Consider the following 26,075-nt stretch of genomic DNA (forward strand, 5'->3'; position numbering starts at 1 on the left):
ACCGCTCCCGAGTTATTCCTTCACCCGTTCGATGGTGGAGATCCAGTTCGCTTCCCAGGTCTTGCCTCCGTCGTCCGAGAACGATTGCTCGAACCGAGCCGTGGTGGCCGTGATATCGGACCACACATAACGAACGAAGATCGAGCGGCCCTCGAAGTACTCCTGGTCGTAGAACTCGCCGCGTCCGTTGTTGAATTCGCCGACCACGGGCGGAAAATCCAGGGTGCCCTTCCTTGCGTTGGCCCAGTAAATATGCCATTGACGCGACTCAGGGTTGTAGAGACGCAACGTCAGGCCGTCGATGTGGGTATTGGTCGACGGGCTGTCGACATGGAATTCATCCAGGGTGGCGCGGCCCCCCCACACGCTCCGCGTGATCTGAGTGCCCTCGAAATCGATCCAGGTGGTGGAGCCGGACAGGGGATGCACGAGACGCTTCAGCTTGGCCTTCCAGGTGCCGACCAGGGGGTCGAAGTCGTGCTGGCCGTCGCGTTGGGTGCCGCTCGCGTGTGCTCCCGCCTTCGTCGGGGCCCCGGCCGTCTGGGCCGCCAGCCCCGACGGCCCGACTAAGGTCGTGACGGCGACGAGCCAGCAGACGGCAGCGCTTTCTCTTTTGGGCATCGTTTCCTTTCTCCGCGGCCCCCCCGGCTTGAGGTCCGACCGAGCCTGCGCGAGCATACGTCGCGCATATGGTATTTCCGAAGGTCCACTTCTAATGCAGCTGGTAATACCACTCTCGAAGGGCGAGCCGCTCTTCCGCCAGGTCTACTCCGGACTGCGGCAAGCCATCCTCGCCGGTACGTTCCGGGCGGGCGATCGCCTTCCCTCCACGCGCGATCTCGCCGAGCAGCTCGGAATCTCGCGCACCGTGGTAGTGCTCGCCTACGAGCAACTGCTGGCCGAGGGATTCGTCCTTGGCCGTAGGGGTTCGGGGACGTATGTGCCGACAGGGCTGTCCATTGCCCGTTCCGCGCGCTCGGGGAAGCCCGCGCAACTGCGGCTGTCGCGCTTCGGCTCCATCACGGCGGCCATGGGCCGGAAACAGGGCTTCCCAGAACCACGCACGTCGCCGCTTCCCTACGACTTTGCGTACGGGCTCAGCGACGTGGAGTCTTTCCCGTTCGAAGCGTGGCGGGGGATACTGCGTCGACGTGCCCGCCAGACCCGGATCCGCGAGCTCGATTACGGCCCGGCGGGAGGGAGCGAAGCGCTGCGCGAAGCAATAACCGCCCATCTCCGACGCTCTCGCGCCGTGGCGTGCGATCCCTCGCAGGTGATCGTCGTGAATGGTTCGCAGCAAGCGTTGGATCTGATTGCCCGCGTGCTGATCGAGCCGGGCGATGGAGTCGTCATCGAGGATCCCAGCTATCAGGGCACGAGGGAGGTGCTGCGCGCCGCCCGGGCTCGTTTGCACCCGATCGCGGTCGACCGGGACGGGCTGGACCCGGCGTCATTGTCCGACAATGCGCGGATTGCCTTCGTCACACCATCCCACCAGTTTCCAACCGGCGCGATCCTTCCGCTGGCGCGGCGGCAGGGGCTCCTCCAATGGGCCAAGCGCCGGAACGCTGTGATCGTCGAAGATGACTACGACGGTGAGTTCCGCTACCAGACGAAGCCATTGGAGTCCCTGCAGGGTTTAGACACTGAGGGGCGCGTCGTCTATGTCGGGACGTTCTCACGAACGATCTTTTCCGCTCTTCGCCTCGGCTACTTGATCCTGCCGAAATGCCTGCTCCCGGCCTTCACCGCGGCCAAGTGGCTGTGCGATCGTCATACGGCAACGCTGGAGCAGGAAACCCTGGCGGAATTCATTAGCACCGGAATGTACGAGCGGCACTTACGGCGCGTTCGACGGCGGAACGCCGCCATCCGTCACGCTCTGCTTGAGGCCCTTCAGCAGCATATGGGTGACCGGATCGAGGTCACCGGCGATGGCGCGGGCGCCCACGTCGTGCTCTGGCCCAAGGAGCGTGTATCAGAAGAGGCCGCGATCGCCGGCGCTGCCGTGCGCGGAGTCGGAGTCTACGGGATCAGCCGCTACTTTCTGAGGCGACCGGCCCGACCCGGAATCCTGCTTGGCTACCCGCGTCTGCGAGAGGCGGAGATTCGTGAGGGCGTGCGCCGCCTTGCCGAGGTACTGTAGGGCTCCGGTTGAGTCACGGGGGGCTCACCCGCTCCGCATCTGGCGTCGCCTCGTAAAGAAAAAGCGGCTAGCGAGGAGCGCAAGACCGGGAAGTCCTCTGGTTGGGTTAAGGAGTACTGGATACCCAGACATCTCCTGGACCATTTGCAGGTTCAGCATCATCCTGGGCCGAGTCTGAACACGCCGGGGAGGGCCTGGACAACCCGGTATGGGCCACCGTGCCCGAAGTACCCCACGGCCTGACAGACGGAGTCGTCCATGAGGTGCGGCCGCTCAGAGGAAGCTTTGGGGGGAGCGGTCCAGTTCGGTGGGAAGCTCACGCTCCGACAGCCCGACACGATGGTCAGGATCGGGCCCGCCGGGGGCGTGCAATCACGCTTCCTTTCGGTTGGTAGCGGTTGTTGACCACGATCCACGCCGAGCCGCAGGTCCTCAGACCGGGATTTGATATGATCGGCCCGCCGAGGGCAGCCCGAAAGGCACGAAATCCTTGAGCCAAACGACGCCCAGCGCCCTGCGCCGGACGGAACACCTCCCCGACAAGTGGAACGACGACGATTGCCGCGGGCTCTCCGAGCCCGAGCTCCTGCGCTACCGCTCGAACCTGCTCGGGTCGGATCTCCGCATTACGAACTATGGCGGGGGCAACACGTCGGCCAAGGTCATGATGTCGGACCCGCTCACGGCCGCCCAGGTCGAAGTGCTGTGGGTCAAGGGCTCCGGGGGCGACCTCGGCAGCATGAAGCTCGACGGGTTCGCCACCCTCTATCTCGAGAAGTTGCTGGCGCTGAAGGCTCGTTATGGGGGGCGCGAGCACGAAGAGGAGATGGTCAACTACTTCCCGCACTGCACGTTCGCGCTGAACCCGCGCGCGACCAGCATCGACACGCCGGTCCATTGCTTCGTCCGGCAACGCCACGTGGATCACATGCATGCGGACGCGATCATCGCGATCGCCGCCGCCCATAACGGCGAGACGCTGACTCGTAAGATTTTCGGCGACGAAATAGGCTGGGTGCCCTGGCAGAGGCCCGGCTTCGACCTCGGGCTCAAGATCGGCGCTGCGGGCGATGGAACGCAGGTCGTTGGTCTCGTCCTCGGCAGCCATGGACTCGTGACGTGGGCCGGGACCTCCAAGGAGTGCTACCAAACGACGCTGCGCATCATCCAGCAGGCCGCCGACTGGCTGACCGCGCACGCGCGAAGCGATCCGTTCGGCCCGCCCGTGGCGCCGTCCCTCCCCGAAGCCGAGCGGCACGCTCTCGTCGGCGAGCTCGCGCCGGTGCTGCGCGGAAAGCTCAGCCCGCTTGGCAGCAAGGTGATGCACTACGTCGATTCGCCGGCGGTGCTCGAGTTCGTGGGCAGCGCCCGCGGCGAGGAGCTTGCCGCGAGGGGGACGACCTGCCCGGACCATTTTCTCCGCACCAAGATCCGCCCCCTGTTCGTCCCGTTTGCACCGGGCCGCGACACGCTCTCCGATCTGCTGCCCCGTCTCGATGCGCTCATCGCGCGCTATCGCGACGAGTACACGGCTTATTACGAGCGTTGCCGGCGGGGCGACTCCCCGGCGATCCGCGATCCGTACCCCGTCCTGGTGCTCGTGCCGGGTGTCGGCCTGTTGGCGTTCCAGAAGGACAAGTCGACGGCGCGCGTCGCTGCCGAGTACATGGTGAATACGATCAACGTCATACGTTGGGCGGAGGGGGTCGACACCTACCAGCCCATCTCCGAGCAGGACGCTTTTGACATCGAGTACTGGTCGCTCGAGGAGGCCAAGCTCCAGCTCCTTCGGAAGCCAAAGGAGCTGGAAGGCCGCGTCGCGCTCGTCACCGGCGGTGCGGGGGGTATAGGGGGGGCGATCGCCCGGAGGCTCTTGGGGGATGGCGCCTGCGTGGTCCTGACCGACATCGATCCTGCCGCGCTCGAGCACGCGGTGAGCGAGCTGGAGCGGGCGCACGGGGCGGACCGCGTGCGGGGGGCGCTGGGCGACGTGATCAGCGAGGCTGCCGTGCGCGCATGGTTCTCCCTGGCGGCCCGGGAGTTCGGCGGGCTCGACATCCTAGTCTCGAACGCGGGCATCGCGTCGGCCGCACCGGTGGACGAAACGTCGCTCGCGACCTGGCAGCGCAATATGGACGTCCTCGCCACCGGGTACTTCCTGGTCGCCCGCGAGGGCTACTCGCTCATGAAGCGCCAGGGCCGGGGCGGCTCCATCGTCTTCGTTGGGAGCAAGAACGCGCTCGTTGCCTCGACGGGAGCGGCGGCGTACTGCACGGCCAAGGCGGCGGAGCTGCACCTCGCGCGCTGTCTAGCCCTCGAGGGCGCGGAGCACGGGATCCGCGTCAACGTTGTGAATCCCGACGCCGTCATCCGCGGGTCGCGCATCTGGAGTGGGAGCTGGCGGGCGGAACGGGCGGCCAGCAACCGAATCGAGGATGATCAGGTCGAGGAGTTCTACCGGCAGCGCAGCCTGTTGAAGCGCAGCGTCCTGCCGGAGGACGTGGCGGAGGCGGTGGCCTTCTTCGCGTCGGACCGGTCCTCTAAGTCGACGGGAAACATCGTTAACGTGGATGCCGGCAACGTGACCGCCTTCACGCGATAGCAACGGATAGGAGAGCAACCGCTGCGAGCGAAGCGCGATTCATTCGCGGCTAGCCATCGGTGGGTCCAGGGGGCGCGTCGCGAACGCCCAGCTCAGCGGCGGAGGTCTTATGGAGTTTGAGCTGACCGACGAGCGCATCGCCGCGGAGAACCGGAAGCGGCTCGAGTGGCTGGAGGAAGACTACGAACACCTCGGGCGGCAGCTCGCGCGGCGCGGCGCCGACATCGAGAAGCTAATGCAGCGAGCAATGGCTTTTCGGGTCGCCGTCCCGTCGTGGGGGGTAGGCACGGGGGGCACGCGGTTCGCGCGGTTCCCCGGCCCCGGCGAGCCGCGCAACGTCTTCGAGAAGATCGAGGACTGTCAGGTCATCTTCAAGCTCGTACGCTCGACACCAGGCATCTCGCTGCACATTCCGTGGGACCGGCCGGAGAACCCGGCCCAACTGCGATCCTTCGCCGAGGCGCGCGGGCTGTTCTTTGACTCGATGAACTCCAATACCTTCGAGGACCAAGCCGACCAGGCCCGCTCCTACAAGTTCGGCAGCTTGAGCCACACCGATCCCGCCGTCCGGCGCCAGGCGATCGAGCACAACCTCGAGTGCCTCGAGCTGGGGGAAAAGCTCGGCGCCCGCTCGCATACCGTGTGGATCGGCGACGGGGGTAACTTCCCGGGCCAGATGCACCTGCGCAAGGCCCTCGAGCGATACCTCGACAGCATGCGCGACATTTATCGCGCCCTGCCCGACGGTTGGCGTCTGTTCATCGAGCACAAGCTGTACGAGCCGGCGTTCTATTCGACCGTCATCAACGACTGGGGCACCAGCTACTACTGCGCCCGGGAGCTGGGAGAGCGGGCCTTCTCGCTCGTCGACCTTGGCCACCACGCGCCCAACGTCAACATCGAGATGATCGTGGCCCGACTCATCCAGTTCGGAAAGCTCGGCGGCTTCCACTTTAACGACAGCAAGTACGGGGACGACGACCTCGACTCCGGCTCCATCAAGCCCTTCCAGCTCTTCCTGATCTTCAACGAGCTGGTCGACGCCGAGCTGTCCCGAGTGCCGGGTTTGAACCCCGCCTACATGCTGGACCAGTCCCACAACGTTACCGATCCCGTCGAGTCGCTCATGACCAGCGCCGCCGAGCTGGTGCGGGCCTACGTGCAGGCGCACCTCGTCGATCGCGAGCAGCTCGCCGCCCACCAGGATGCAAACGACGCCCTCCTGGCGCTCCAGTCGCTCAAGCGGGCCTTCACCACTGACGTAGAACCCATCCTCGCCATGGCCCGTCACCGGGCGGGTGGTGCGATCGACCCGCTGGGCGTCTACCGGGTCAGCGGGTATCGGCAGCGGGCGGCCCAGGCGCGGCCCGCCGCAGCGCGGCTCGGGGCGGGAATCGTCTGACCACCGTCGTGGATGCCGCCGCGCTTCATCTCGCGATCGACCTCGGCGCCGGCAGCGGCCGGGCCGTCCTCGGGCGCGTCGACGCCTCGGGCCTCATACTCCACGAGACACACCGCTTCCACTACCCGCCGCGACGGATCGCCCGCCATCTGCGCTGGGACTTCGATCGTTTGGTCGAGGGCATCCGGGACGGGATCCGGCGCGGGCGGGCGGTCGCGACGGAGCTCGGCGGCCGGCTCGAGTCGATCGGCGTCGACTCGTGGGGCGTCGACTACGGTCTCCTCGATGCGGAGGGACGGCTGCTCGAGGATCCCATCAGCTATCGGGACGAGCGCACCGACGGGATCATGGGCGAGGTGGGCGCGCGAGTGTCGCGCGCGGAGATCTTCGCGCGCACCGGCGTCCAGTTCCTCGTCTTCAACACGCTCTACCAGCTCATCGCGCACACTCGCGAGGGCCTGCCGGCGGGAGCGTGTCGTCTGCTCTTGATTCCCGACCTTTGCCACCACGCGCTCTGCGGCTCGCTGGTGAGCGAGCACACCAACGCCTCGACCACGCAGCTGCTCGACGTGCATGAGGGGCGATGGGAAGGGACGCTCTTCGAGCGTCTCGGGCTCCCTCTGGCGCTGATGCCCGAAGTAGTGGCGGCGGGGACGGAGCTGGGGACGCTGTCACGCGGGCACCAGAGAGAGCTCGGCGTGGGCGCGATGCGGGTCATCGCGCCCGCCACCCACGACACCGCCAGCGCGGTGGCGGGAACGCCCCTCGAGCCCGGCTGGGCATATATCTCGTCGGGCACTTGGTCGTTGATAGGCATCGAGCGCAAGGTCCCTCTCGTTAGCGAGGCCGTCGCCCGCGCCAACTTCACGAACGAGGTGGGGGCGTTCGGGACTGTACGGTTTCTCAAGAACGTGATGGGCCTCTGGATCCTGGAAGCGTGCCGCCGGGAATGGGAGGCGGCTGGCCACGCCCACGACCATGAAGAGCTGCTGGAACGGGTCGATGCCGTCAGCGGGCTCGCCGGCCTGGTCTACCCAGATCACCCCCGGTTTTTCAATCCGCCCAGCATGACCGCAGAGCTTCGCGCGAGCCTGATCGAGACCGGCCAGCCGGCTGTTGACGATCCCGTGCTGCTAACGAAGGTGATCCTCGATTCGCTCGCGTTGAGGTACGCCTCCGTGCTCGCCACCCTCGAGGCCCTGACCGGGCAAGAGGTGCCCGGCATCCACGTCGTCGGTGGGGGAGCCCTCAACTCGTACCTGAACCAGGCTACCGCCGATGCCGCCGGGCGGCCCGTGCTCGTGGGCCCCGTCGAGGCCAGCGCGGCCGGGAATCTCCTGGTGCAGGCGATCTCGTGCGGGGAGCTACCCTCGCTGGCCGACGCCCGACGTCTGCTCAAAGACTCTGTCCGGCCGCGACGGTTCACACCCCGGCGGGGTGACGCGTGGGCGGAGGCGGCCAGGCGCTACCCCGAGATCGAAGCGCGATGAGCGACCTGAGCCGCCGCTTGGCCTCGCTACGGAAGGCTTGGCGATGATCCGCAAGGCGTTCCGGATGTCGGTGCACGCAGAGGGGCTCGAAGAGTACGCCCGTCGGCACAATCCGATCTGGCGCGAGCTGGAGGACACGCTCCTTGCGCACGGCGTGCGCAGCTACTCCATCTATCTCGATATCGAGACGAACGACCTGTTTGCCTACGCCGAGATCGAAAGCGAGGAGCGCTGGCGGGCCATCGCGTCTGCCGAGGTCTGTCAGCGGTGGTGGTGCCACATGCAGGAGCTGATGCCGTCGAACCCCGACCACAGCCCCGTCGCGCGAGATCTGCGTGAGGTGTTCCACCTCGAGAGACGAGGCCTCTGAGGGCGGCCGATGGCTCTCCTCCGGCTGCGTGACGTCAGCAAGGCGTTCGGGGGCGTGCGCGCCCTGCGGGGCGTGTCGTTCGACCTGTCTCCCGGCGAGGTTCACGGCCTCGTCGGAGAGAACGGCGCCGGCAAGAGCACGCTGGTCCGCATCCTGACCGGGGCCCTAAGGGCCGACTCGGGGACGGTCGAGATCGACGGACGACGCGTCGCGCGCGCGGACCCGGTGGTGATGCGCGAGCGGGGCGTGGCGCCGATCTACCAGCAACCCGCGCTCCTGCCCGACCTGAGCGTGGCCGAGAACCTCGCCCTCGGCCTCGAGCCGGGGGGGGCGTGGCGACGCGTCGACTGGCGCGAGCGGCGGCGGCGGGCCGACGCTATGCTCGCCCGGGTGGGCGCGCGCATCGACCCCGAGGCGGAGGCCGGCTCTTTGGGCATGGCGGAGCAGCAGCTTGTAGAGATCGCCCGTGCCCTCGGCGCCCAGGCCCGGATCCTTCTCATGGACGAGCCCACCGCTGCCCTTGCCGAGCCCGAGGCGGAGCGGCTGCTCGGCCTCATCGTCGAGCTACGCGGGCAGGGTGTGGGCATCGTCTACATCTCCCACCACCTGAGCGAGGTGCTGCGCATCGCCGACCGCGTGACCGTCATGCGGGATGGAGCGGTCGTGGAGACGCGGCCGGCCACCGGGCTGGCCCAGGCGGAACTGATCCGGCTGATGGTCGGGCGTGAGCTGACCGCGGTGTTCCCCAAGCGGCCAGTGGCCCGCGGGCCCGTGGCCTTGGAAGCCCACGGCCTGTCGTGCCGCATAGGCGGGCTGGTGGGCGTCACCCTGGAGTTGTATGCCGGCGAGATCCTCGGCCTCGCGGGGCTGGTGGGCTCGGGGCGCACCGAGTTGGCCCGTGTGCTTTTCGGCCTCACGCCCGCGGACGGCGGCGAGCTGCGCCTGCGCGGCCGGCCGGTGGCGATCGATTCTCCCGGGCGAGCGGCCGCGCTCGGCCTGGCCTACGTCCCCGAGGACCGGCGGCGCCACGGCGTGATCCTCGAGATGAGCGTGACCGCGAACGTGACGCTGGCCGTCCTGCGCCAGCTCACCTCCGGCCCCTTCCTCGATTCCAGGCGCGAGAGGGAGCTGGCGAGCGGCTTCGTCGAGCGCTTCGCGATCAAGACCCCCTCGCTCGAGACTCCTGTCGCGAACCTCTCGGGCGGCAACCAGCAGAAGGTCGCCCTCGCGCGCTGGCTCGCAACCCGGCCGTCGGTGCTGATCCTGGACGAACCGACGCAGGGCGTAGACGTCGGGGCCAAGTCGGAGATCCACCGCCTGATGGTGGACCTCGCGGAACAGGGCCTCGCAATCCTGATGATCTCGTCCGAGCTGCCCGAGATCCTCGGCATGAGCGACCGCATCGCGGTCATGCGCGGGGGAAGGGTCGTCGAAACCTTGTCGCGGGACGCCGCCACCCAACAACGGCTGCTGGCCCTCGCCCTCGGTCACGAGCTTGCCCCGGAGGTCCGTCATTAGTCGTCTCCTCGCTCACCACCGCCGCGAGGCGTCCGTCGCGGCCGCGCTCTTCGCCCTGCTCGCGCTCGTCGCGGTGAGGGCCCCCGGCTTCTTTCGGGCGGCGAACGTCCGCGACCTGCTCGTGGGCAACGCGCCCGTGCTGGTGGCCGCGGTGGGGATGACGGTCGTGATCCTCGCCCGGCAAATCGACATCTCGATCGGCTCCCAGTTCGCGATCTGCGGGGTGGCGGCCGGGCTGCTGGCCAAGGCCAACTGGCCAATGCCCTTCGTGGCCCTGGGCACGGTCTTCGTGGGCGCGCTGCTGGGCGCCATCAACGGCGGCCTCGTCGCCGGCCTCGGTCTGCCCGCGATCGTGGTTACGCTGGCGACGATGGTGATGCTCCGGGAGAGCCTGCGGTGGGCCACCGAAGGCATCTGGGTCCAGGACCTGCCCGTGGGCTTCCAATGGTTCGGCCTTGGCCAAGAGGGGGGACGCTTCGCCGTGGTCGCGGTCGCGCTGGCGATCTTCGCGGGCTTCGCGTGGGGCCTGCGCCGCCTGAACGCCGGACGCGGGGTATATGCCACTGGCTCGGACCCCGAGGCGGCCCGGTTGGCCGGCATCCGGCCCCGCCGGGTGATCTTCGGAAGCTTCGTCTGCATGGGCGGCTTGACCGCCTTCGCCGCCCTCCTCACGTCGATCCAGTTCATCGACGTGCAGACAAATGCCGGCGTGGGGCTTGAGCTGAGGGTGATCGCGGCCGTGGTCGTGGGTGGCACGAGCACCTCGGGCGGCCGCGGGACGCTCGCGGGAACGCTACTCGGCGTGGCCCTTCTCGGCGCCATCGGGCCCACCCTCACCTTCCTGGGCACCCAGGCGTACTGGGAGCGCGCGCTCCAGGGGCTCGTCATCCTGGTTGCCGTGGCCGCCAACGCCGTCCCGATGGCCCGCCGGAGCGGTCGTGGCGTCTCGTAAAGCAGACGTCACGGCCGCAGCCGTGAGGCGTCACTTCCCCGGACCTCTCACCCACGAAGCGCTCCTCGGTGTGGTCGTGCTCGTCGAGTTGGGCTACTTTGCGGCCGCTGGCTCGAACTTCCTCAGCGCCGGCAACGCGGCCGAGGTCGCCCGCGCCAGCGTGGAGATCGGGCTGCTCGCCCTGGCTCTCACCCCCGTGATCGTGACCGGCGGGATCGATCTCTCGGTGGGGTCGCTCTTGGGCCTCGCGGCCGTCCTCATGGGAGCGATGTACCGGGACCTCGGTCTGCCCATGGGAGCCGCCGCCCTCGTGGGCGTGCTCGTGGGCGTGGCCGGGGGAGCATTGAACGCCCTGCTCGTGACGCGTCTCGGCGTCCCGCCCTTGATCGCGACCCTCGGCACGTACTCACTGTTCCGGGGCGTGGCCGAAGGCTTCACGGGGGGGGTGAGGAACTATACCGATTTCCCTGCCGGCTTCCTCTTCCTTGGCCAGGGGCGCCTGCCGGGCGGAGTCCCGGCCCAGCTCCCGCTGCTGCTGGCCGCCGCCATCTTCTTTTGGCTGCTTCTCCACCGCACGCCGGCCGGCCGCGGTCTGCGCGCCATCGGCTTTTCCCCAGACGGGGCCCGCTACGCGGGAATACCGGTCGCGCGCCGGCTGGCCCTGGTCTATGTGCTGAGCGGGCTCATGGCCGGGATGGGCGCTGCCGTCTACGCGGCCCGCCTCGGCCAGGCCAAGGCCGACGCTGGCACCGGCTTCGAACTGTTCGCGATCACGGCCGTCGTGCTCGGCGGCACCTCGATCTTCGGCGGCCGCGGCTCGGTGCCCGGGACTCTGCTTGGGCTCCTGGCGGTGGCCCTGCTGCAGAATGGTCTCCGTCTCAGCGACCTGCCGGCGGAGCTTGCCGGTATCCTGACCGGCGTCATGCTCATCGCCGCCATCGGCGCCCACCGCGTGTTCTCGGAAAGGAGCCGCGGATGAACCTCCGCCTGGCTTTCCTCCTCGCTCTGGCCCCCCTCGTCGTGACCGGCTGCCAGCGCGGCGCGGAGACGAAGGGGCAGTTGACGGTGGCCATGATGCCCAAGAACAAAGGCAACCCGTACTTCGTGAGCTGCCACAAGGGCGCCCAGGAGGCGGCTGGCCCGCTCGGGGTGAAGCTGCTCTGGGACGGCCCGACCGAGACCGACCCCGCCAAGCAGAACGAGGTCGTAGAGGCCTGGATCACGCGGGGCGTCGACGTGATCGCGGTGAGCGTCGAGAACAAAGAGGCGATCTCAACCGCGCTGCGCAAGGCGCGCGGCCAGGGGATCAAGGTTGTGACTTGGGACGCCGACGCCGAGCACGACGCGCGCGACCTTTTCGTCAACCAGGCGACACCGGAGGGGATAGCCGACGTCCTGCTCGAGCAAACGGCGCGGATCCTCGGCGGAAAGGGCTCCTTCGCGATCATCACCGCTTCCCTCACGGCCGCGAACCAGAACGAATGGATCAAGCACATCCGGGAACTCCTGGGCGCGAAGTACGCGGGCCTCACCCTTGTTGACGTCCGCCCCAGCGACGACGACCGTAAGCGCGCTTTCGACGAGACCCAGACGCTGCTCAAGGTGCATCCCGAGGTCAAGGTTGTGATGGCGATCGCCTCCCCCGCCATCCCCGGAGCGGCAGAGGCGGTGAAGCAGTCGGGTCGCGCGGACGTCAAGGTCACGGGGCTCGGACTGCCGAACGCTTCGCGGCCCTACCTCAAGGACGGCGTCCTCGACTCCGTCGTGCTTTGGAACACGATGGACCTTGGCTATCTCACCATCCAGGTAGCGAGCGCCCTGGCCAAAGGCACCTTGAAGCCCGGGCAGACGAGCTTCACCGCCGGCCGGCTGGGCCCGCTCACAGTCGCTGGCGACAACGTGCTGCTCGGCCAGCCGTTCACGTTCACCAAGGAGAACGTGGATCACTTCGATTTCTAGCAAGCGCGTGACCTCGCTCGGGAGATCCAGGACCGAGCGAGGAAGCATGCGGGCGCGGGCTTTACCGGCCCGGGGCCTCTTGGCTGCCGCGTTGAGCTCCATCGCGGCCCCGGAGAGACGCGCCGAATTGCCCTAGCCGCACGGCCCCTCAGGCCCGAGTTCTGGGCGTCTGATCGCCGTACCAACCAGTTTGAGCGCCGCTTCGCCGAACGTAGTCCTTCGGCCCAGGGACCCAGCCTTGCGCCTTGCCAGGTCGCACGGCAGGATGATCGCATGATGGCTGGAGAGCAGGCATGCCTGTGGTGGACGGCCTGAGAACCTGGGCGCTGCGCATCCAAGGCCTTTGGGGGATTTAGCTGCGCCCATAGAATGGCCGGCGTCGAAGGGCAATCTCAATGGAAAAGTACGACAACCCAAGCACCTTTCGTCTCATGATCCTTGGCGCCCTGTGTTGGATTGTGGTGGCGCCATCAACGGCTGACACTGCAGAAACAGGCCGCATTATTGGCCAGATCGACGGCGTCTCTGTCGACGATGGTGGTGCGCACGTGCGGGGGTGGGCTTGCCAGCTAGGAAGGCCGGAGTCGATTGACGTTCATATTTATGCAAACAACGCCCCGACTGAAGCAAGCAAGAGCATTTTGGGGGTTGCCGGAAGAGCCGACCTCGGTAACGAAGCCGCGGTCGACGCGGTGTGCAAAGACACCCTGGGGCGTAAGCATCGATTCGATGTGCCAGTGCCCGGCGCGGTCCTGTTAAAGCTCCACGGCATGCGCCTATTCGTCCATGGGATTCGCGTCGTGGGGACTGTTGAGAATGCCGCGATCAACGGGTCAGGAACGGTCAGCTTCCCCGACGCCCCTCCGGTCCGCAAAGCACCCGCTTCTTATCCGCGTGTGACCGGGAGTTACGTGAGCTTGAAAGAGCATCCTCGCGTATTCGATGCGCGCGCCGATTTACAAGATATCGCGCGACGGGCAAACATTCCGGGAACGTTCACCGCCGAGCGATTTGGCGCGCTGGCTGCACGTGTCGGGCAGGCTCTTGGCGCGAGAATCGATTGGGAAGCGACGTACTCTGGCTGCGACATGGAGATCTATCTGCGCGGGTATGCTTTCGAGCAGAAGCCCGCCTATGGTAACGATCGCTCCGAAGAAGCCCTGGCGACAGCGATGCAAGTTCGTTCCGGCCTGGCTCCACCACACGGCGCAGCGATTGTGGCTGCACGGGCTGCTCTTTATGCTGCGCTGGTTCAGGCTGGGGCCAAGCCGCCTGTGGCTGGGCCGACGGTCAGCGCGACTTCGAGTCTGGCGAAGAGCATTGTGTTGGCGTGGGCGGACCACGGCTTTCGCGACGATGCCGGCGCCTTTCGCAACGCGGACGACAAATATTGCGATCTAGATCCAGATGGCAAGGCCCACACGACGCAATTTGGAACGTTCGTCGGCGCGTTGACGCACGCGCGCGGCGTCATCTATTCGGTGCATGCCCAGGATCTTCTTGAGGGCATGGGCGCAGTCAACCCCGCCGAACAAGCACGGATGGACATGTTTCATCACAACATGTTCGATGTCATTCGTTCGATCAACAACGCTCAATACGGTGTCAGTATGAAGTGGCGGTACTCCGACGAGACGTACAACAACCAGTTCGCCACGCATCTTCTGGCTCTGCTCTCGATTTCCCGCTTGTTGGATGATGGGGAGGATCTAAAGGCTGTACTCGACGGCGGCAAGGGCTCGCGGACTGTGATATTGCCGTGGATCGAGCTGTTTGACCACATCATTTACGGGCCGAACGACACGCCTCTATTGAACATCACGCCCAATTCGAGCGTCGATCCGGTGAAGAGCCATCCGGGGTATCAGACGGCCATTGTCGCTGCGGGTGAGATTAACGACCGGTACCGGCACAGTAATCCTTCGCAAGGAATCGGGTACCCGATGGGATCTCTGGAAGCGCTATATATGTCGGCGGAGATTCTGAAGAATGCCGGCCTGGACGCATATGGCTACCGGGGCGCGCATGGGCAGTCGATCGAAATGGCGACGCAGTACTATGCATGTCTTGCGAAATACGCAGGCTTTGCGGCGATGGTCACCAAAGAGAATTCGGGCCAGTGTCCGGATGCGAGGCAGTATTGGGGCATGGTGGTGAACGCCGTGCAACCCAATATCCTCATCGGCTCCTATCGCTTTCCCCAGAATCAGGCGCTGACCGAGCTTGAGGTTCCGGCAAGGGCCGCTTTCGTGAAATCCTCCGGATCGTTGGAGCCGATTTTATTCGGCAAGTGGCGGGATGCGGCAGGTAACGTGCGGTAAGTCCTGTCGACGACTGGGGGAAGCTGCTAGGGGACACCGCCGCCGTGACGGCTCTCCTTGACCGTCTACTCCACCGCGCCCACGTCCTCAAAGGCGGCCACGAAGCTGGCGCACCAAGTTTCACACCCACTTGCGCCAGGAGGAGGCAACGAAGTAAACATCTACCAGTCTCGGCCGCTGCCTGGTGGCCGGTTCTTGGGCCCGTCCAGGAATGGCCCGGTTTTGCGCTGTCCACCGAGGCTGCAAGACGAAAGGATGGATCACGCGTGTCGACCACTGACGTCGTACGGTACCGGGAAGACAAGGGCATCGGTTGGATCACCCTGAATCGCCCGGAGGCGCTCAATGCCCTGAACACGGACGTCCTCCAACGCCTCGTATCCCTGCTCGATAGCGCTCGAACAGATGACCGGGTCAGAGCCGTGATAGTGACCGGAGCCGGCGACAAGGCGTTCTCGGCTGGCGCCGATGTCGCTTTCCTCAATCAAGGGACGCCGCTTGAGGTCCGGGACTTTGCCCGGCTGGCGGTGACGGTGAACCACAAAATCGAAACGCTGGGGAAAGTCGTCGTAGCCGCCATCAACGGCTACGCCCTCGGCGGTGGCCTGGAACTAGCCGAAGCGTGCACGCTCCGCCTGGCCGTTCGTCATGCCCGGCTGGGGCATCCCGAGGTGCGGATCGGGGCATTTGCCGGCTTTGGCGGCACCACGAGATTCCCTCGCCTCATCGGCAAGGGACGCGCCGCAGAATTCCTGCTCACCGGAAGTCTGATGAGCGCGGACGAGGCCCAGCGCTTGGGGCTCGTCAACCGGGTGGCCGATCCAGAGAAGCTGATCCAGGAAACCGAAACCCTCGTCCTCGACATCCTGTCCCAGGCGCCCATCTCGGTCAGGATGACGTGGGAGGCACTTCACCGCGGTCTGAATCTGACCCAGGAGGAATCGACTCTGCTTGGCGCCGACTACTTCGGGCTGGTGGCCTCGACGAGAGACTTCCGGGAAGGGACACGCGCGTTTCTGGAGAAGACCCGTCCTTCCTTCGATGGAACCTGAGGGACGCCGCCGGGGGCGGAACAGGGGGACACGCCGCAAGCTGCTCGGAGACACCTCCGGCTGCAACAACCAGGCCCCCCTAAACCAAGCTAAGACCAACGGAAACCGACGAGCACTCCGGCCGTTGCTGCGGTTCGTCCGCATAGGTTGGTAGCGGCGTAGTAGCAGCCTCCCATGCGGGCGGCCTCACCAGGCAGGAGATGTGTGCTCGCCAGACTACGGGCCGCGTTGACGCTTAAGGCTCTTGGTCCGACGACCTGGGGGCGCTCGCGAGCGCAACGTTAGTCGCGCGCAGGTAGGTGACTCCGTTAATGGCTTCAACGCGGCCGGTTACCTGCAGCCACTTCCCGGTGTCACCGCGATAGTCGGGATCGAGCTTCCAGCCTCTGCCCTGCGGCAGCTTGGCCGTCACCCAGACCGCGTTCGTCCCCTGTTTCAGGACCCAGTCGGACGGCGTGCGTTGCGAGCCCGCGGGCAGGTCACCGAAGAGGTTGCGGCCGGCAAAGACGCCAACCACGGTGATGGGCTTCACCCCGTACGGCCCGGGGTTGTGAATGATCTCCAGCAAGCTGACCCCGCCCGGCGCAACCGTCTTCTGACCGAAGGGCGTGGTGTCCACAATGCTGAAGAACGTGATCGACACGGGTGGCCAGTCCTGACGCGCGTTAGGCAGGACGGGCAGCTCGGGATCGAGGCACTTGCTCTCGGGCAGCCGCGTGGCGTAGCAGGGGACACTTTGCTGCTGAGCCGGCAGCACGCGCACGACGCCCGTGAGTTCGATGGGGCGTCCCACGAGCAGATCGGTATCTCGCGTTCCCTCGATGGCCGGGATCAGGAGAACGCGCGAGATCCCATCGGCCAGGACGAAGTATGGTGTGTTGCCAGCGAGCGAGCGCAGCTCGCCGGTCGTGCGGACGTTGACACGCTCGTACTGCTGGCCGTTTGAGGTGATGTCGGACAGCCGTACGGGCTCCGGCTCACCGTAGGACGCGAAGGAAGTTGGCGGGGGAGGCGTTGCGATCGGTCTGACCTGAGCGTCTGCCGTTGCCGGACCGACTAGAAGCAGAAACTGGGCCAGGTAGCGGATGGGGCCTGCGAGAAACCGATCAAGAGCGACGAGCTGACGATTTGGTCGCCCATTCAATCCACGTCCCTCGGTGGGACGAACAACGGATGTGTCTTCACTTGACAGCCGAGGGCCTGATAAGTGTTCGGCGGCTGGCTCGTGACGAGCGTCGTCAATGCCATCCGAAGATCCCAAGAAGGACCCTACCACTGAAAAGCACGACGGAGAACCCGACTACGATAGCTACCACAGTCTCGGCCCGCCGGGGGCCCCGCGAGCATTGCCTTAGACCGTCTCCGAGAGCGATCAGCCCAAACCAGAGTGGTGCGGAGGCAGCTACGATCAGGAAGAGCAGGTCCCACGTCGGCGGCGCAAGACTCATGGCCGCCCATGCCACGCCGAGTGTCACAGGCCCTGCGATCGTTGCCTTCGTCAGCGGTGTCATGTCGGTCCTCGGATTTCCCGCTTACTGTACAGCGCGTGTTTGAGTTGGAGGCGTGCTTAGCCGAGGCGTGCCGTCGCAATGACGCCGTGATCCTTGCCCGGCTTCGTTGATGCTTCCAACCTACACCGCCGAACACTGAGATCAGCGGCGGTGCTCCATCCTTACCTGGCGCCGTCCGCTGCATCTCACTGTTGCTCACCCTCGCACCACTACTCCTGCGTGTCCTTGAGCCCTTCGATCGGACGGCGGATGGCCTGAACAGCCGCGATGCAGGACACGCATACGGATCCACGGCCAATCACCGCCAAGAGGTCCTGGATGACCACAGGCATTCGGCAAAGGCTACATCGTGCAGTCAGGACGCGACTGCCTTCTCGCACCAGCTTGGCTTGTTCAGCGTGTGGCGTGTCCGCAATGCGGTCGTCCGAGATGATGTCGACGCAGACCTCGATGCACTCGTCGCAGATGTGGCTTTTTGGCCCGGCGACGAGCTTGCGGACCTGCTCTTGGCTCTTGCCGCAGAAGGAGCAGTAGAGCCGGGTGTCCCGTTCGTCCGACCGCCGGTCGCCCTCGCCTGGAGGCATCGCTTACCTAGTCGGTCTGCACAAACGAATAAAGGCTGTTTCCGCAGGCACGATACCGCGTAGGTCGTTCGGCCTAGTTCCCGTTAGGACCGCCTCGAATGCAGTATAGCGCCCCTGGGGAACGGGCAAGAAGGCAAGCAAGCAGTCTCCCACCAGCCCGTTTGGCGAAGGGACGTGTGGCAGGCTGCTGGGTTAGGCCGTTCTATTTAGCACGGGCGAGTCGCGCGCGGGGGCCGTCAGGCGGGCGCCTGGCTGCTGTTCCGGCACGCGGCCGGCGTGCCGGCGCCTAAACCGGCGACTTGATGAACCTACGCAAGTTGCGTATGCTTGAATTGCTGGAGTTCATCGAGGCGCCGCGCTTCACGCAGCTCCTGCCCGACTATTTGGGCGACGACGACTACGGAGAGTTGCAGATCCATCTCGCGAATGACCCCGAGGCGGGGGAGGTCATCCAAGGCACGGGGGGCTTTCGCAAAGTGCGGTGGGCGGACCCGAGGAGGGGTCACGGTCGGAGAGGTGGCCTGAGGGTGATCTACTACTACTTCGAACAGGACATGCAGATCTGGTTTCTCACGTTGTACGGGAAGGACGAGGTTGTGGATCTCAGCCCGAAGGAGAAGCGGCTCCTGAAGGCGGCGATCAATGAGGAGACGCGGCAGCGGGCCCGGCGTCGTGCCTTGAGGAGAAAGTAACCGATGACCAAGACCGTGAAGCGAGCGAGAAAGCGGAGCCTGTTCCGCGAGCTCATTTCGGGCGTCCAGGCGATGCGCGAGCACCGCGAGGGCCGGCTCACACTTCGGACCCACGAAGTCGAGCCTATCGCCCTGCCGAGGCTAAACCCGAAGCTCGTCCGTGAGACGCGCGAGGCGCTCAACATGTCGCGGCAGGTGTTCGCGTTCCGGCTAGGGGTCAATCCAAGGACTCTCGAGCGCTGGGAGCAGGGGCGCAGCAAGCCCAACGAGCAAGCAGCGGCTCTTATCTGGTTGGTGCGGAAATACCCCGATACCCTGGAACGGCTCGAATCTCTCAGCGCCTCCGCGTGAGGCGTCGTTAGTACGCCCGTCCGCACTGAAGCTGGGCGGGGCTCAGAAAGATGGTCAAAGCCGGCCTCCAGATAGCGGGCCGAGACTGGTAAGTGTTTACCTCGTTGGCTCCTCCGTTATCGCTTCTGCGTTGCTCGCCGTTCCCGGCAAGGGGATACGGGCGTCGGAGCGTCTCCCCTGATAGTCTCCAGAGTCGCCCTGGTAGATATCGCTATTGGCTTGCCCATCTTTGCAGCCGCCTCTACTGCTATTCCCGCGTCACCGTCACCACCCCGTAACGCCCCAATAGATCAGGATCGCCCCACCTGCGACGAACCACAGGCGACCAAACCAGCGTGGCACTCGCTTCCTGACGCTGGGGCGCTGAGTGGGGAGCCCGGCGTAGAAGTCCATGCCCGGCCACAATCCCATAACGATCACTGCAATACCGAGGGCAACATGTACAGCCCCGGGCACCTTGAAGGGCTGTCCTCCCATCATCAATACCGAGGCCGAGAGCTTCATTGCAGGCTGCACAGGTTTGTGCACATTGGCCTCTACCCCTGTCCCAGCGATGTTCTTCGGTCCGTATCCTTAGTGGACACTTCAAAGACCGGCCAGCAGCTAAGCCTCCGAGACTGGTGAATGTTTACTTCGTTGCCACCTCCTGGCGCAAGTCGGTGTGAATCTTGGTGCGCCAGCTTCGTGGACCGCATTTGAGGACGTGTGCGTGGTGGAGTAGCCGGTCGAGGAGAGCGGTCACGGCGGCGGTGTCTCCAAGCAGCTTGCCCCAGTCGTCTACGGGGCGGTTGGAGGTCAGCAGGGTTGAGGCGCGCTCGTAGCGCCGCATGACTACCTCGAGGAGGTCTTCGGCGGCCGTGTGAGGCAGTTTACGCATGCCGAGGTCATCGACTATGAGCAGCGGCACCGAAGTGAGGTCAGCAAGAAGACGAAGGGGTAAATGACGCGGAACCCAGCCGCCAGTGCGACGACGAAGACCACGCAGTTGACGCCGGCCGCCGCGACCTCAGTGGTGATTCGACGAAACGTCACCAGTAGGCAGTCCTCCTCTGTTTCCCTCGAACACCGAGATCAGCGGCGAGGTTCCGTCCTATGGGTCGGCCTCGTCGGCTGCATTTTGTCGTTGGACGGCCCGCTGCATACGCAGTCACCCGCTTGGAGTCGAACCCGCTCGTTGATCACACCACGGGCAGAACGTGCCCAGATAGTTCTAGGATCCCAGGAACAGGCGGCGGCCGCTGGACCGAGCAACGCCTTCATGATGGTCTCATCCATGTGTCGGCGGATTGCCATCTTGACGAGATCCTCATGTTTCAGTTCCTCTTCAAGAGCCAGTTCAAGTTCCACAGCCTCGAGAGAATCGAAGTGGAACGTCTGCTCGGGAAGCACATCCCGAAGGGCCGCCTCGGGATCAAGGTCTGCCAGGTCCGATCCACAAAGCTGCTCAACCGCTAGGAACACCGCCGAGGCTTCTTCAGCGTGCTTCCTGCAGCCCCTAAAGTAATGGTTGACGAAGGCCTGCGCGCCCTTCATTTGGCTAGCTCGCCGCCTTAGGATACTCGTCACGTTCCGCCACTCCGTGGGATGCCCGTCGAACCCCCGGATCAGCTGCATAGCCGGTGCTCGCCGAATGGCGAGCACGAGGCGCCGCCTTGAATTTTACGCCGGCCGGCGCCGAGAGGCGCCGTCAGCTGCATCCGGTCGTTCGGTCGCAGGGTCGCTCACCAGCCTTGCCTCCAGTGATACCACGGGCCGCCCAGGGCGCTGTAGATGTCCCTACCGATCCTGGGCGGTTCAGCGACTGGGCTGTACACCACGCCGCAGTCGTCAAACATGCACTGGGTGGTGATCAGACGTACCACGCCACCGGGGAGAGCCTCGGCTTCCCGTAGCCAGAAGAGACCGACTCGGACTCCCGGCCTGAACTCCCCATGACGAATTGACGGCCGTGCACGCTGCACGTAGCTCTGGAGGGCGGGCCTACTCAGCCAGAACCGAATTCGGAACGCGGCTTCACTCCACACGAGGGCGAAACACAGCGCGAGCGCAGCAGGCTGAGCGATCACCCTTCGCAGATGCCTCTGCCCCGGCAAGCCCCTTGTGTTGAGGAGATGCAGTCCGGCACGCAGGCTCCAAACGACGAGCACCGCTACGCCACCCCAGACCAGTGCGAGAAGAACCGGCACCGTGAGTCCCGCGTCGCTCCCGAACGCGAGAACGTAGATGGCCCAGCCAGACCCGGCGCTTACGGTGAGGATGGCAAGGACACGCTCAAGAACGCGCACAACGCCTCGCCCGCGCTTTCAATGTGGGCCGAACACCGCGTAGGTCGTTCGGCCTAGTTCCCGTTAGGACCGCCTCGAATGCAGTGTAGCGCCCCTGGGGAACGGGCAAGAAGGCAAGCAAGCAGTCTCCCATCAGCCCGTTTGGCGAAGGGACGTGTGGCAGGCTGCTGGGTTAGGCCGTTCTATTTAGCACGGGCGAGTCGCGCGCGGAGGGAGCAAGAATCGTCCAAGTGGCCTACGAGGCCAGATCTCCAACAACGGAGAATAGTCGAGCCGGCTGACCACGTCGTGGCCTCTGCGATTGAGGACGTGAGTCTAGACGCGTAGTGTTCACGTCTGAGTGGCCCAGGGAGCTCCTAAATGGAGCGGATACCATCGTAGTCAACCCAAACCCTGCCGGCAGCGCCGTCGCGTTATAAACGATCCTGGTGTGTGGAACGTCTTGAAACAACCCTTTGGAGCCGCTCGGCCCTGCGGGCCTCGCCCCAAGCGGCACAGATCCTCGAAGGGGTGATCGTCCGGGCCGGTCTCCGCCAGTCGCGACTACCGAGGACGGCCGGTCTATTTCGAGTAATGGTGTGACCCATATGTGACCCAGCGTCGAGCCGGGAAACAGGTTTGGGTCACACATGGCCGTCAGTGACTGATTGTCAGGGAGTTGTTGGTGACCCGCCATGGACTCGAACCATGAACCCAGAGATTAAGAGTCTCTTGCTCTACCAATTGAGCTAGCGGGCCATCGCGCGACCGACATTTATACCCTGGATGGCGAGTCCCGAGCAAGGCGGGTCGGAGTAAGCTTGAAGCTGGAATGACGCGCCGCCGCATCGAAGACGGCTACCGGCGTCGATTCTGGGCCCTCCTTGCCCTCGTCCGTCCACGCCGGCTGGAATTCGGCGTGGATTTGCTCCTCGAGCGGGCGCGGGAAAAGAGCGCCCGCGAGGGGATCGCTCTGGCTCGCGCCCTGGCTTTCGTCTACGAGTTCACGCGGGTCCGGGTGGAGCGGCGGTTGCGGCTCATGGAAGGGTGCGGGCTCGGGAGCCGAGTGGAAAAGGGGTTCGCCGGGACGCCCCCGCGGTTCCTTTGCGATTCGAGTCTGGGAGGCCTCGCGCGTTGGCTGAGAGCGGCCGGCTACGAGGCCCGTCAGGGGGCAGCCGGATCGGGGGACCGCCTTCTGGAGGAGGCGGCGGGCGGGGGCTTCGTGCTCTTGACGAGCGACAGCCGTCTGCTGGACCGTCGTCCCCTCCGCGAGTGTGCCGTGCCCGCACTTTGGATTCCCTCCGCCTTTAGCAAGCGCGAGCAGCTCGCGATGCTGATGCGGGACCTGGGCCTCCAACCGCGGGCCGCGCGTTGCATGGCCTGCGGAGGGGAGCTACAGCCAACGCCCAAAGAGTCTGTGCTCGCGCGCATCCCGCCCCGCACCGCGCTCTGGAAGAACGAATACTTCGTCTGCGCGGGCTGCAATCGACTCTTCTGGCGGGGCACCCACTGGGAGCGGATTTCGGGCGCCCTCCGGGTGGCGGCGGGAACGTGAGGTTTCGCTCCTCCCTCCTGGCCAGCCTCCTTCCGACCTTCGCCGTCAGCGCCCTTCTGCTCCTCGGCCTAGAAGGCCTCGCCCGTTTTCGGGAGCCGAAGCGGCCCGCCCCCCCCGTCGCGGACTACATCTGGGACTGGGCGGGCAAGATGGAGGGCGACTTTTACACGATGCGCTCCGAAGCCGTCGGCTGGCCGCCCTGGGAGGAGTTCAACCGCGACGGCCTGCGCGACCGCCGGCATCCCTTGGAGAAGCCTGAGGGGTTCCGTCGGGTCGTGGTCTTGGGGGACAGCGTGACGCTGGGAGACGGGATACGGCCCTACGAGGCCTTTCCCCAGTTGCTGGAAGCGCGCCTGCGGGCGGAGGGGCAGCGGATCGAGGTGCTGAACGTGGCCCTCTGGGGCTGGTCCACCCGCCAGGAGCGCATCGCCTATGCCCGCATCGCTCGGAAGTACCGGCCAGACGATGTAGTGCTGGCGGTTTGCTTGAACGACATCCCCGAGCTCCAAAACAACCTGAGTCGGCCACCGCGGCTCCTGGCCGTGCTCCACGAACGCTCGGCCCTGGTAAGGAGGCTGGTGAACGCCCAGGGCCGCGAGATCGGCCGGGTGGAAGAGCTGTTCCTGGACCGCGAGTCGCCGCGGGTGCGCGAGGCGATGGCACGTTTCTTTGCCGAGGTGCGGACCTTGCGCTCCGAGGTCGAGGCTGACGGCGCCCGCTTCGCGATGATCGTATTCCCCTTCCGCTTCCAGGTGGAGGTGGAGGCGCCCGTGCCTTCGGTCCAACAGGAGACCACGTCCTTCTGCAGCGCGGAAGGGTTGCGCTGCCTCGATCTCCTGCCCGCCTTCCGGGCGGCAGGGCCCTCCGCGTTCCTGGACTATGACCACCTCAGCCCGGCGGGTGCCGTTCTCACCGTCGACTCCATGCGGGCCAGCGAGCTCCTGCCCCGCCTCCCCTCCGACATGGAAATCCTGCGGACACACCTGGGCCCGAGGGAGGCGGACGTTTCGGCGCTCACGGAGGCTCTCTCGGACAGAGATCCCGCTCTAAGGGCGGCCGCCGCCTACGGCCTGACCACGATCGGTTCCGCCGCCTCCGCGGGCGCCCCGCGGCTGGCCGAGGCTCTCCGCCGGGACGAGGCGGAGGCGGTACGATCCGCGGCGGCGCGGGCGCTGGGGTCATTGGGCATGGCGGCGAAGGCAGCGGTCCCGGCCCTCTTCGAAGCCCTGAGCGACCCCCGGGAGGGCGTTCGCTGGTCGGCCGCGGACGCGCTCTCGAAGATGGATCTGGCCGGCTTGGAGGCCGTGGCTCCTCTGGCGGCCGCCCTGCGGAGCCCCGACAGTTACGTGAGGGGCTTTGCGGCCTGGACGCTCGGCAACCTGGGGTCGGCGGCTCGGGACGCGGTCCCCGCGCTGGTGCAGGCCTTGGGCGAGGCGGAGGGGGCCCCGACCGTGGAGGCGGCGCTGGCGCGCATCGGACCCGCGGCGGCGGAGGCCGTTCCTGCCCTCCTCCTCGACCTCAAGCATAAGGAGGGGGGTCGCCGCTGGCGGGCGGCGCGGACGCTGGGCCGCTTGGGTCCGGCCGCCCGCGCCGCGGTGCCCGGTCTGATCGAGGCCCTGAGCGACCCCGAGGAGATGGTGCGCGCGCACGCCGCCCGGGCCCTCGGGCGCATAGGCCTGGAGGCGCGGCCGGCCGCGGCCGCCCTGCAACGCGCGACCGGCGACCCCGACGATTCGGTTCGCCGAGAGGCGCGGGGAGCCCTCGACAAGCTGCACTGAGGTCCGCCTCCCGAGCGGGTTAGAATGGCTTATGGACGCTGAGAGTCTTCAGGATCGCTACGCGCCGGAGAACCACTGCTTCGGCTGCGGGCCCGCCAACGATAAAGGCCTGCGCATCAAGAGCCGGGCGGAAGGTGACACGTTGGTAGCCCACTGGACCCCCGAACGGCAGCATGAAGCCTTTCCCGGCGTCCTGTGCGGCGGGATCATCGGCACCCTCCTTGACTGCCACAGCAACTGGACCGCGGCGTGGCACCTGATGCGGAAGGGCGGCCACGCCACCCCTCCCTGCACGGTCACCGCCGACTATCACGTGCGCCTCATCCGCCCAACCCCAACCGGGGCGGAGGTATTTCTGCGCGCGCAGGTAGCGGAGTCCGGCCCCGACCGCGCCACCGTAGAGGCCACGCTCGAGGCGGGGGGCAAACTCACGGCTAGCTGTCGCGGCCTCTTTGTGGCCGTGCGCGAAGGCCATCCCGCCTATCATCGCTGGTAGCCAAGCATAACGAGGAATCGGACGTTTGAGAGGCTGGGGAGGCCTAACGATGACTCTCGCATTTCCGGTGGCCCGTAACGACAAGGTCCCGGGGGGGCCGCAGACGGCTTCCCCTCCCGTCGACGATCGCCCGCTCCTCGACGCTTATTCAGATGCCGTCACGCGCGCGGTGGAGGCGGTGGCATCCTCGGTGGTCAACCTTGAAGTCGGGCGTGGAGGCGGCTCCGGATTCTTGCTCACCCCGGACGGGTTTGCCTTGACCAACAGCCATGTCGTGCAGGGGTCGCGGTCGGTCCGGGTCCGCCTCTCCGACGGGCACTCCTTGCCCGCGAGCGTGATTGGCGACGATCCCGACACCGATTTGGCCGTGGTTCGGTTCGACCCTCCTGGCCTTCTCCCGGTGCGGCTCGGTGACTCGCGCGCCCTCCGCGTGGGTCAGCTCGTGGTGGCCATCGGCAACCCCTACGGCTTTCAGTGCTCGGTGACCACAGGGGTGGTGAGCGCGCTCGGTCGCTCCCTGCGCGCGCAGTCGGGCCGGCTGATGGACAACCTCATCCAGACCGACGCCGCCCTGAACCCCGGCAATTCCGGGGGCCCGCTCGTTTCCTCGCGGGGCGAGGTCATCGGCGTCAACACCGCCGTCATCCTGCCCGCCCAGGGGATTTGTTTCGCCATTCCCATCCATACCGCGCAGTTCGTGGCCGGTCGGCTCATCAAGGACGGAAAGATCCGCCGGGGCCACTTGGGCCTCGGCGGGCAGACCGTTCCCCTCCCGCGCAGCGTGGTCCGCGCCCAGGCCCTGGAGGCGGAGACCGGCGTGCTCGTGATCTCGGTGGAACCTCGGAGCCCGGCCGCGGCGGCGGGGGTCGCGGCGGGAGACGTGATCGTGGGCTTCGCCGGCCACAGCGTGGCCGGCGTCGATGACTTGCAGCGGGTGCTCGCGGATGGGCCGGTGGGGACGAGCGCGCGTCTTACCTTGCTGCGGAAGGCGGAGAAGAGGACCCTGGAGGTTGTGCCCCGGGAGTGACCCTC

The 26,075-nt window shown here is 66.2% G+C and carries 21 protein-coding genes, 1 tRNA gene and 3 pseudogenes; 19 read left to right on the forward strand and 6 right to left on the reverse strand.

Annotated features, from left to right (window positions below; genetic code table 11):
• Window positions 1–12 precede the first annotated feature (12 nt).
• Complete coding sequence (locus VN461_15905) at window positions 13–621, reverse strand: hypothetical protein (GenBank protein HXB56264.1); 609 nt, start codon at window positions 619–621, stop codon at window positions 13–15.
• Between the two features lie 94 nt (window positions 622–715).
• Between VN461_15905 and VN461_15910 the strand changes: the two genes are divergently transcribed.
• The 12 genes and pseudogenes from VN461_15910 to VN461_15965 all read left to right on the forward strand — a co-directional run bounded on the left by VN461_15910 (window position 716) and on the right by VN461_15965 (window position 15,812).
• Entirely contained in the window at window positions 716–2,146 is a 1,431-nt protein-coding gene (locus tag VN461_15910; protein ID HXB56265.1) for a PLP-dependent aminotransferase family protein, read from the forward strand.
• A 514-nt stretch (window positions 2,147–2,660) separates the two neighbouring features.
• Window positions 2,661–4,748: a bifunctional rhamnulose-1-phosphate aldolase/short-chain dehydrogenase gene (locus VN461_15915; GenBank protein ID HXB56266.1), complete on the forward strand. Its 2,088-nt coding sequence runs from the start codon at window positions 2,661–2,663 to the stop codon at window positions 4,746–4,748.
• 109 nt (window positions 4,749–4,857) lie between these two features.
• On the forward strand, window positions 4,858–6,150 hold the full coding sequence (gene rhaI / locus VN461_15920) for an L-rhamnose catabolism isomerase (GenBank protein HXB56267.1): 1,293 nt from the start codon (window positions 4,858–4,860) through the stop codon (window positions 6,148–6,150).
• 8 nt (window positions 6,151–6,158) lie between these two features.
• Window positions 6,159–7,640 carry a rhamnulokinase family protein gene (locus VN461_15925; protein ID HXB56268.1) on the forward strand — a complete coding sequence of 494 codons (1,482 nt, stop codon included), beginning with the start codon at window positions 6,159–6,161 and terminating at the stop codon, window positions 7,638–7,640.
• Between the two features lie 43 nt (window positions 7,641–7,683).
• The gene (gene rhaM / locus VN461_15930) at window positions 7,684–8,010 is read left to right on the forward strand and encodes an L-rhamnose mutarotase (protein HXB56269.1); all 327 of its coding nucleotides are present in this window, start codon (window positions 7,684–7,686) and stop codon (window positions 8,008–8,010) included.
• 9 nt (window positions 8,011–8,019) lie between these two features.
• Entirely contained in the window at window positions 8,020–9,528 is a 1,509-nt protein-coding gene (locus tag VN461_15935) for a sugar ABC transporter ATP-binding protein (GenBank protein HXB56270.1), read from the forward strand.
• Window positions 9,506–10,480 carry an ABC transporter permease gene (locus VN461_15940; protein ID HXB56271.1) on the forward strand — a complete coding sequence of 325 codons (975 nt, stop codon included), beginning with the start codon at window positions 9,506–9,508 and terminating at the stop codon, window positions 10,478–10,480. Before VN461_15935 ends, VN461_15940 begins: the two co-directional genes overlap by 23 nt.
• Window positions 10,467–11,459, forward strand: a complete 993-nt coding sequence (locus tag VN461_15945) for an ABC transporter permease (protein ID HXB56272.1) — start codon at window positions 10,467–10,469, stop codon at window positions 11,457–11,459. Before VN461_15940 ends, VN461_15945 begins: the two co-directional genes overlap by 14 nt.
• Window positions 11,456–12,439 (forward strand): substrate-binding domain-containing protein, encoded by a 984-nt coding sequence (locus tag VN461_15950; protein HXB56273.1) that lies wholly within the window; start codon window positions 11,456–11,458, stop codon window positions 12,437–12,439. The genes VN461_15945 and VN461_15950 overlap by 4 nt, the downstream gene beginning before the upstream one ends.
• 395 nt (window positions 12,440–12,834) lie before the next feature.
• On the forward strand, window positions 12,835–14,760 hold the full coding sequence (locus tag VN461_15955) for a hypothetical protein (protein HXB56274.1): 1,926 nt from the start codon (window positions 12,835–12,837) through the stop codon (window positions 14,758–14,760).
• Between the two features lie 2 nt (window positions 14,761–14,762).
• Window positions 14,763–14,917 (forward strand): annotated as a pseudogene (locus tag VN461_15960) (ATP-binding protein).
• A 109-nt stretch (window positions 14,918–15,026) separates the two neighbouring features.
• Window positions 15,027–15,812 carry an enoyl-CoA hydratase-related protein gene (locus tag VN461_15965; protein HXB56275.1) on the forward strand — a complete coding sequence of 262 codons (786 nt, stop codon included), beginning with the start codon at window positions 15,027–15,029 and terminating at the stop codon, window positions 15,810–15,812.
• Window positions 15,813–16,047: 235 nt separating this feature from the next.
• Here the strand turns inward: VN461_15965 and VN461_15970 are convergent, their stop codons facing one another.
• Entirely contained in the window at window positions 16,048–16,956 is a 909-nt protein-coding gene (locus tag VN461_15970) for a hypothetical protein (GenBank protein HXB56276.1), read from the reverse strand.
• Window positions 16,957–17,742: 786 nt separating this feature from the next.
• Window positions 17,743–17,907: pseudogene (locus VN461_15975) on the reverse strand (ClpX C4-type zinc finger protein).
• A 302-nt stretch (window positions 17,908–18,209) separates the two neighbouring features.
• Between VN461_15975 and VN461_15980 the strand changes: the two are divergent.
• Both VN461_15980 and VN461_15985 read left to right on the forward strand, forming a co-directional pair.
• A complete protein-coding gene (locus VN461_15980) occupies window positions 18,210–18,599 on the forward strand; it encodes a toxin (GenBank protein ID HXB56277.1) in 390 nt (129 codons plus the stop codon).
• Between the two features lie 3 nt (window positions 18,600–18,602).
• Window positions 18,603–18,950, forward strand: coding sequence for a helix-turn-helix domain-containing protein (locus tag VN461_15985; GenBank protein ID HXB56278.1), 348 nt, complete (start codon window positions 18,603–18,605; stop codon window positions 18,948–18,950).
• Window positions 18,951–19,578: 628 nt separating this feature from the next.
• Here VN461_15985 and VN461_15990 read toward each other — a convergent pair.
• Window positions 19,579–19,869: pseudogene (locus tag VN461_15990) on the reverse strand (ATP-binding protein).
• A gap of 389 nt (window positions 19,870–20,258) precedes the next feature.
• On the opposite strand from VN461_15990, the gene VN461_15995 reads away from it, so the two are divergent.
• The gene (locus tag VN461_15995; GenBank protein ID HXB56279.1) at window positions 20,259–20,405 is read left to right on the forward strand and encodes a hypothetical protein; all 147 of its coding nucleotides are present in this window, start codon (window positions 20,259–20,261) and stop codon (window positions 20,403–20,405) included.
• Between the two features lie 266 nt (window positions 20,406–20,671).
• Here the strand turns inward: VN461_15995 and VN461_16000 are convergent, their stop codons facing one another.
• Both VN461_16000 and VN461_16005 read right to left on the reverse strand, forming a co-directional pair.
• A complete protein-coding gene (locus VN461_16000; GenBank protein ID HXB56280.1) occupies window positions 20,672–21,235 on the reverse strand; it encodes a hypothetical protein in 564 nt (187 codons plus the stop codon).
• 662 nt (window positions 21,236–21,897) lie between these two features.
• Window positions 21,898–21,973, reverse strand: a tRNA-Lys gene (locus tag VN461_16005).
• A 73-nt stretch (window positions 21,974–22,046) separates the two neighbouring features.
• Here VN461_16005 and VN461_16010 point away from each other — a divergent pair.
• Genes VN461_16010 through VN461_16025 form a run of 4 tightly spaced genes read left to right on the forward strand, consistent with a single transcriptional unit; the run spans window position 22,047 to window position 26,070 of the window.
• On the forward strand, window positions 22,047–22,769 hold the full coding sequence (locus VN461_16010) for a Mut7-C RNAse domain-containing protein (protein ID HXB56281.1): 723 nt from the start codon (window positions 22,047–22,049) through the stop codon (window positions 22,767–22,769).
• On the forward strand, window positions 22,766–24,547 hold the full coding sequence (locus tag VN461_16015; protein HXB56282.1) for a HEAT repeat domain-containing protein: 1,782 nt from the start codon (window positions 22,766–22,768) through the stop codon (window positions 24,545–24,547). The genes VN461_16010 and VN461_16015 overlap by 4 nt, the downstream gene beginning before the upstream one ends.
• 31 nt (window positions 24,548–24,578) lie before the next feature.
• Window positions 24,579–25,043 (forward strand): PaaI family thioesterase, encoded by a 465-nt coding sequence (locus VN461_16020; protein HXB56283.1) that lies wholly within the window; start codon window positions 24,579–24,581, stop codon window positions 25,041–25,043.
• Window positions 25,044–25,092: 49 nt separating this feature from the next.
• Window positions 25,093–26,070: a trypsin-like peptidase domain-containing protein gene (locus tag VN461_16025; GenBank protein HXB56284.1), complete on the forward strand. Its 978-nt coding sequence runs from the start codon at window positions 25,093–25,095 to the stop codon at window positions 26,068–26,070.
• Window positions 26,071–26,075 lie beyond the last annotated feature (5 nt).

Source organism: Vicinamibacteria bacterium, from assembly GCA_035570235.1.
GTDB lineage: Bacteria > Acidobacteriota > Vicinamibacteria > Fen-336 > Fen-336 > DATMML01.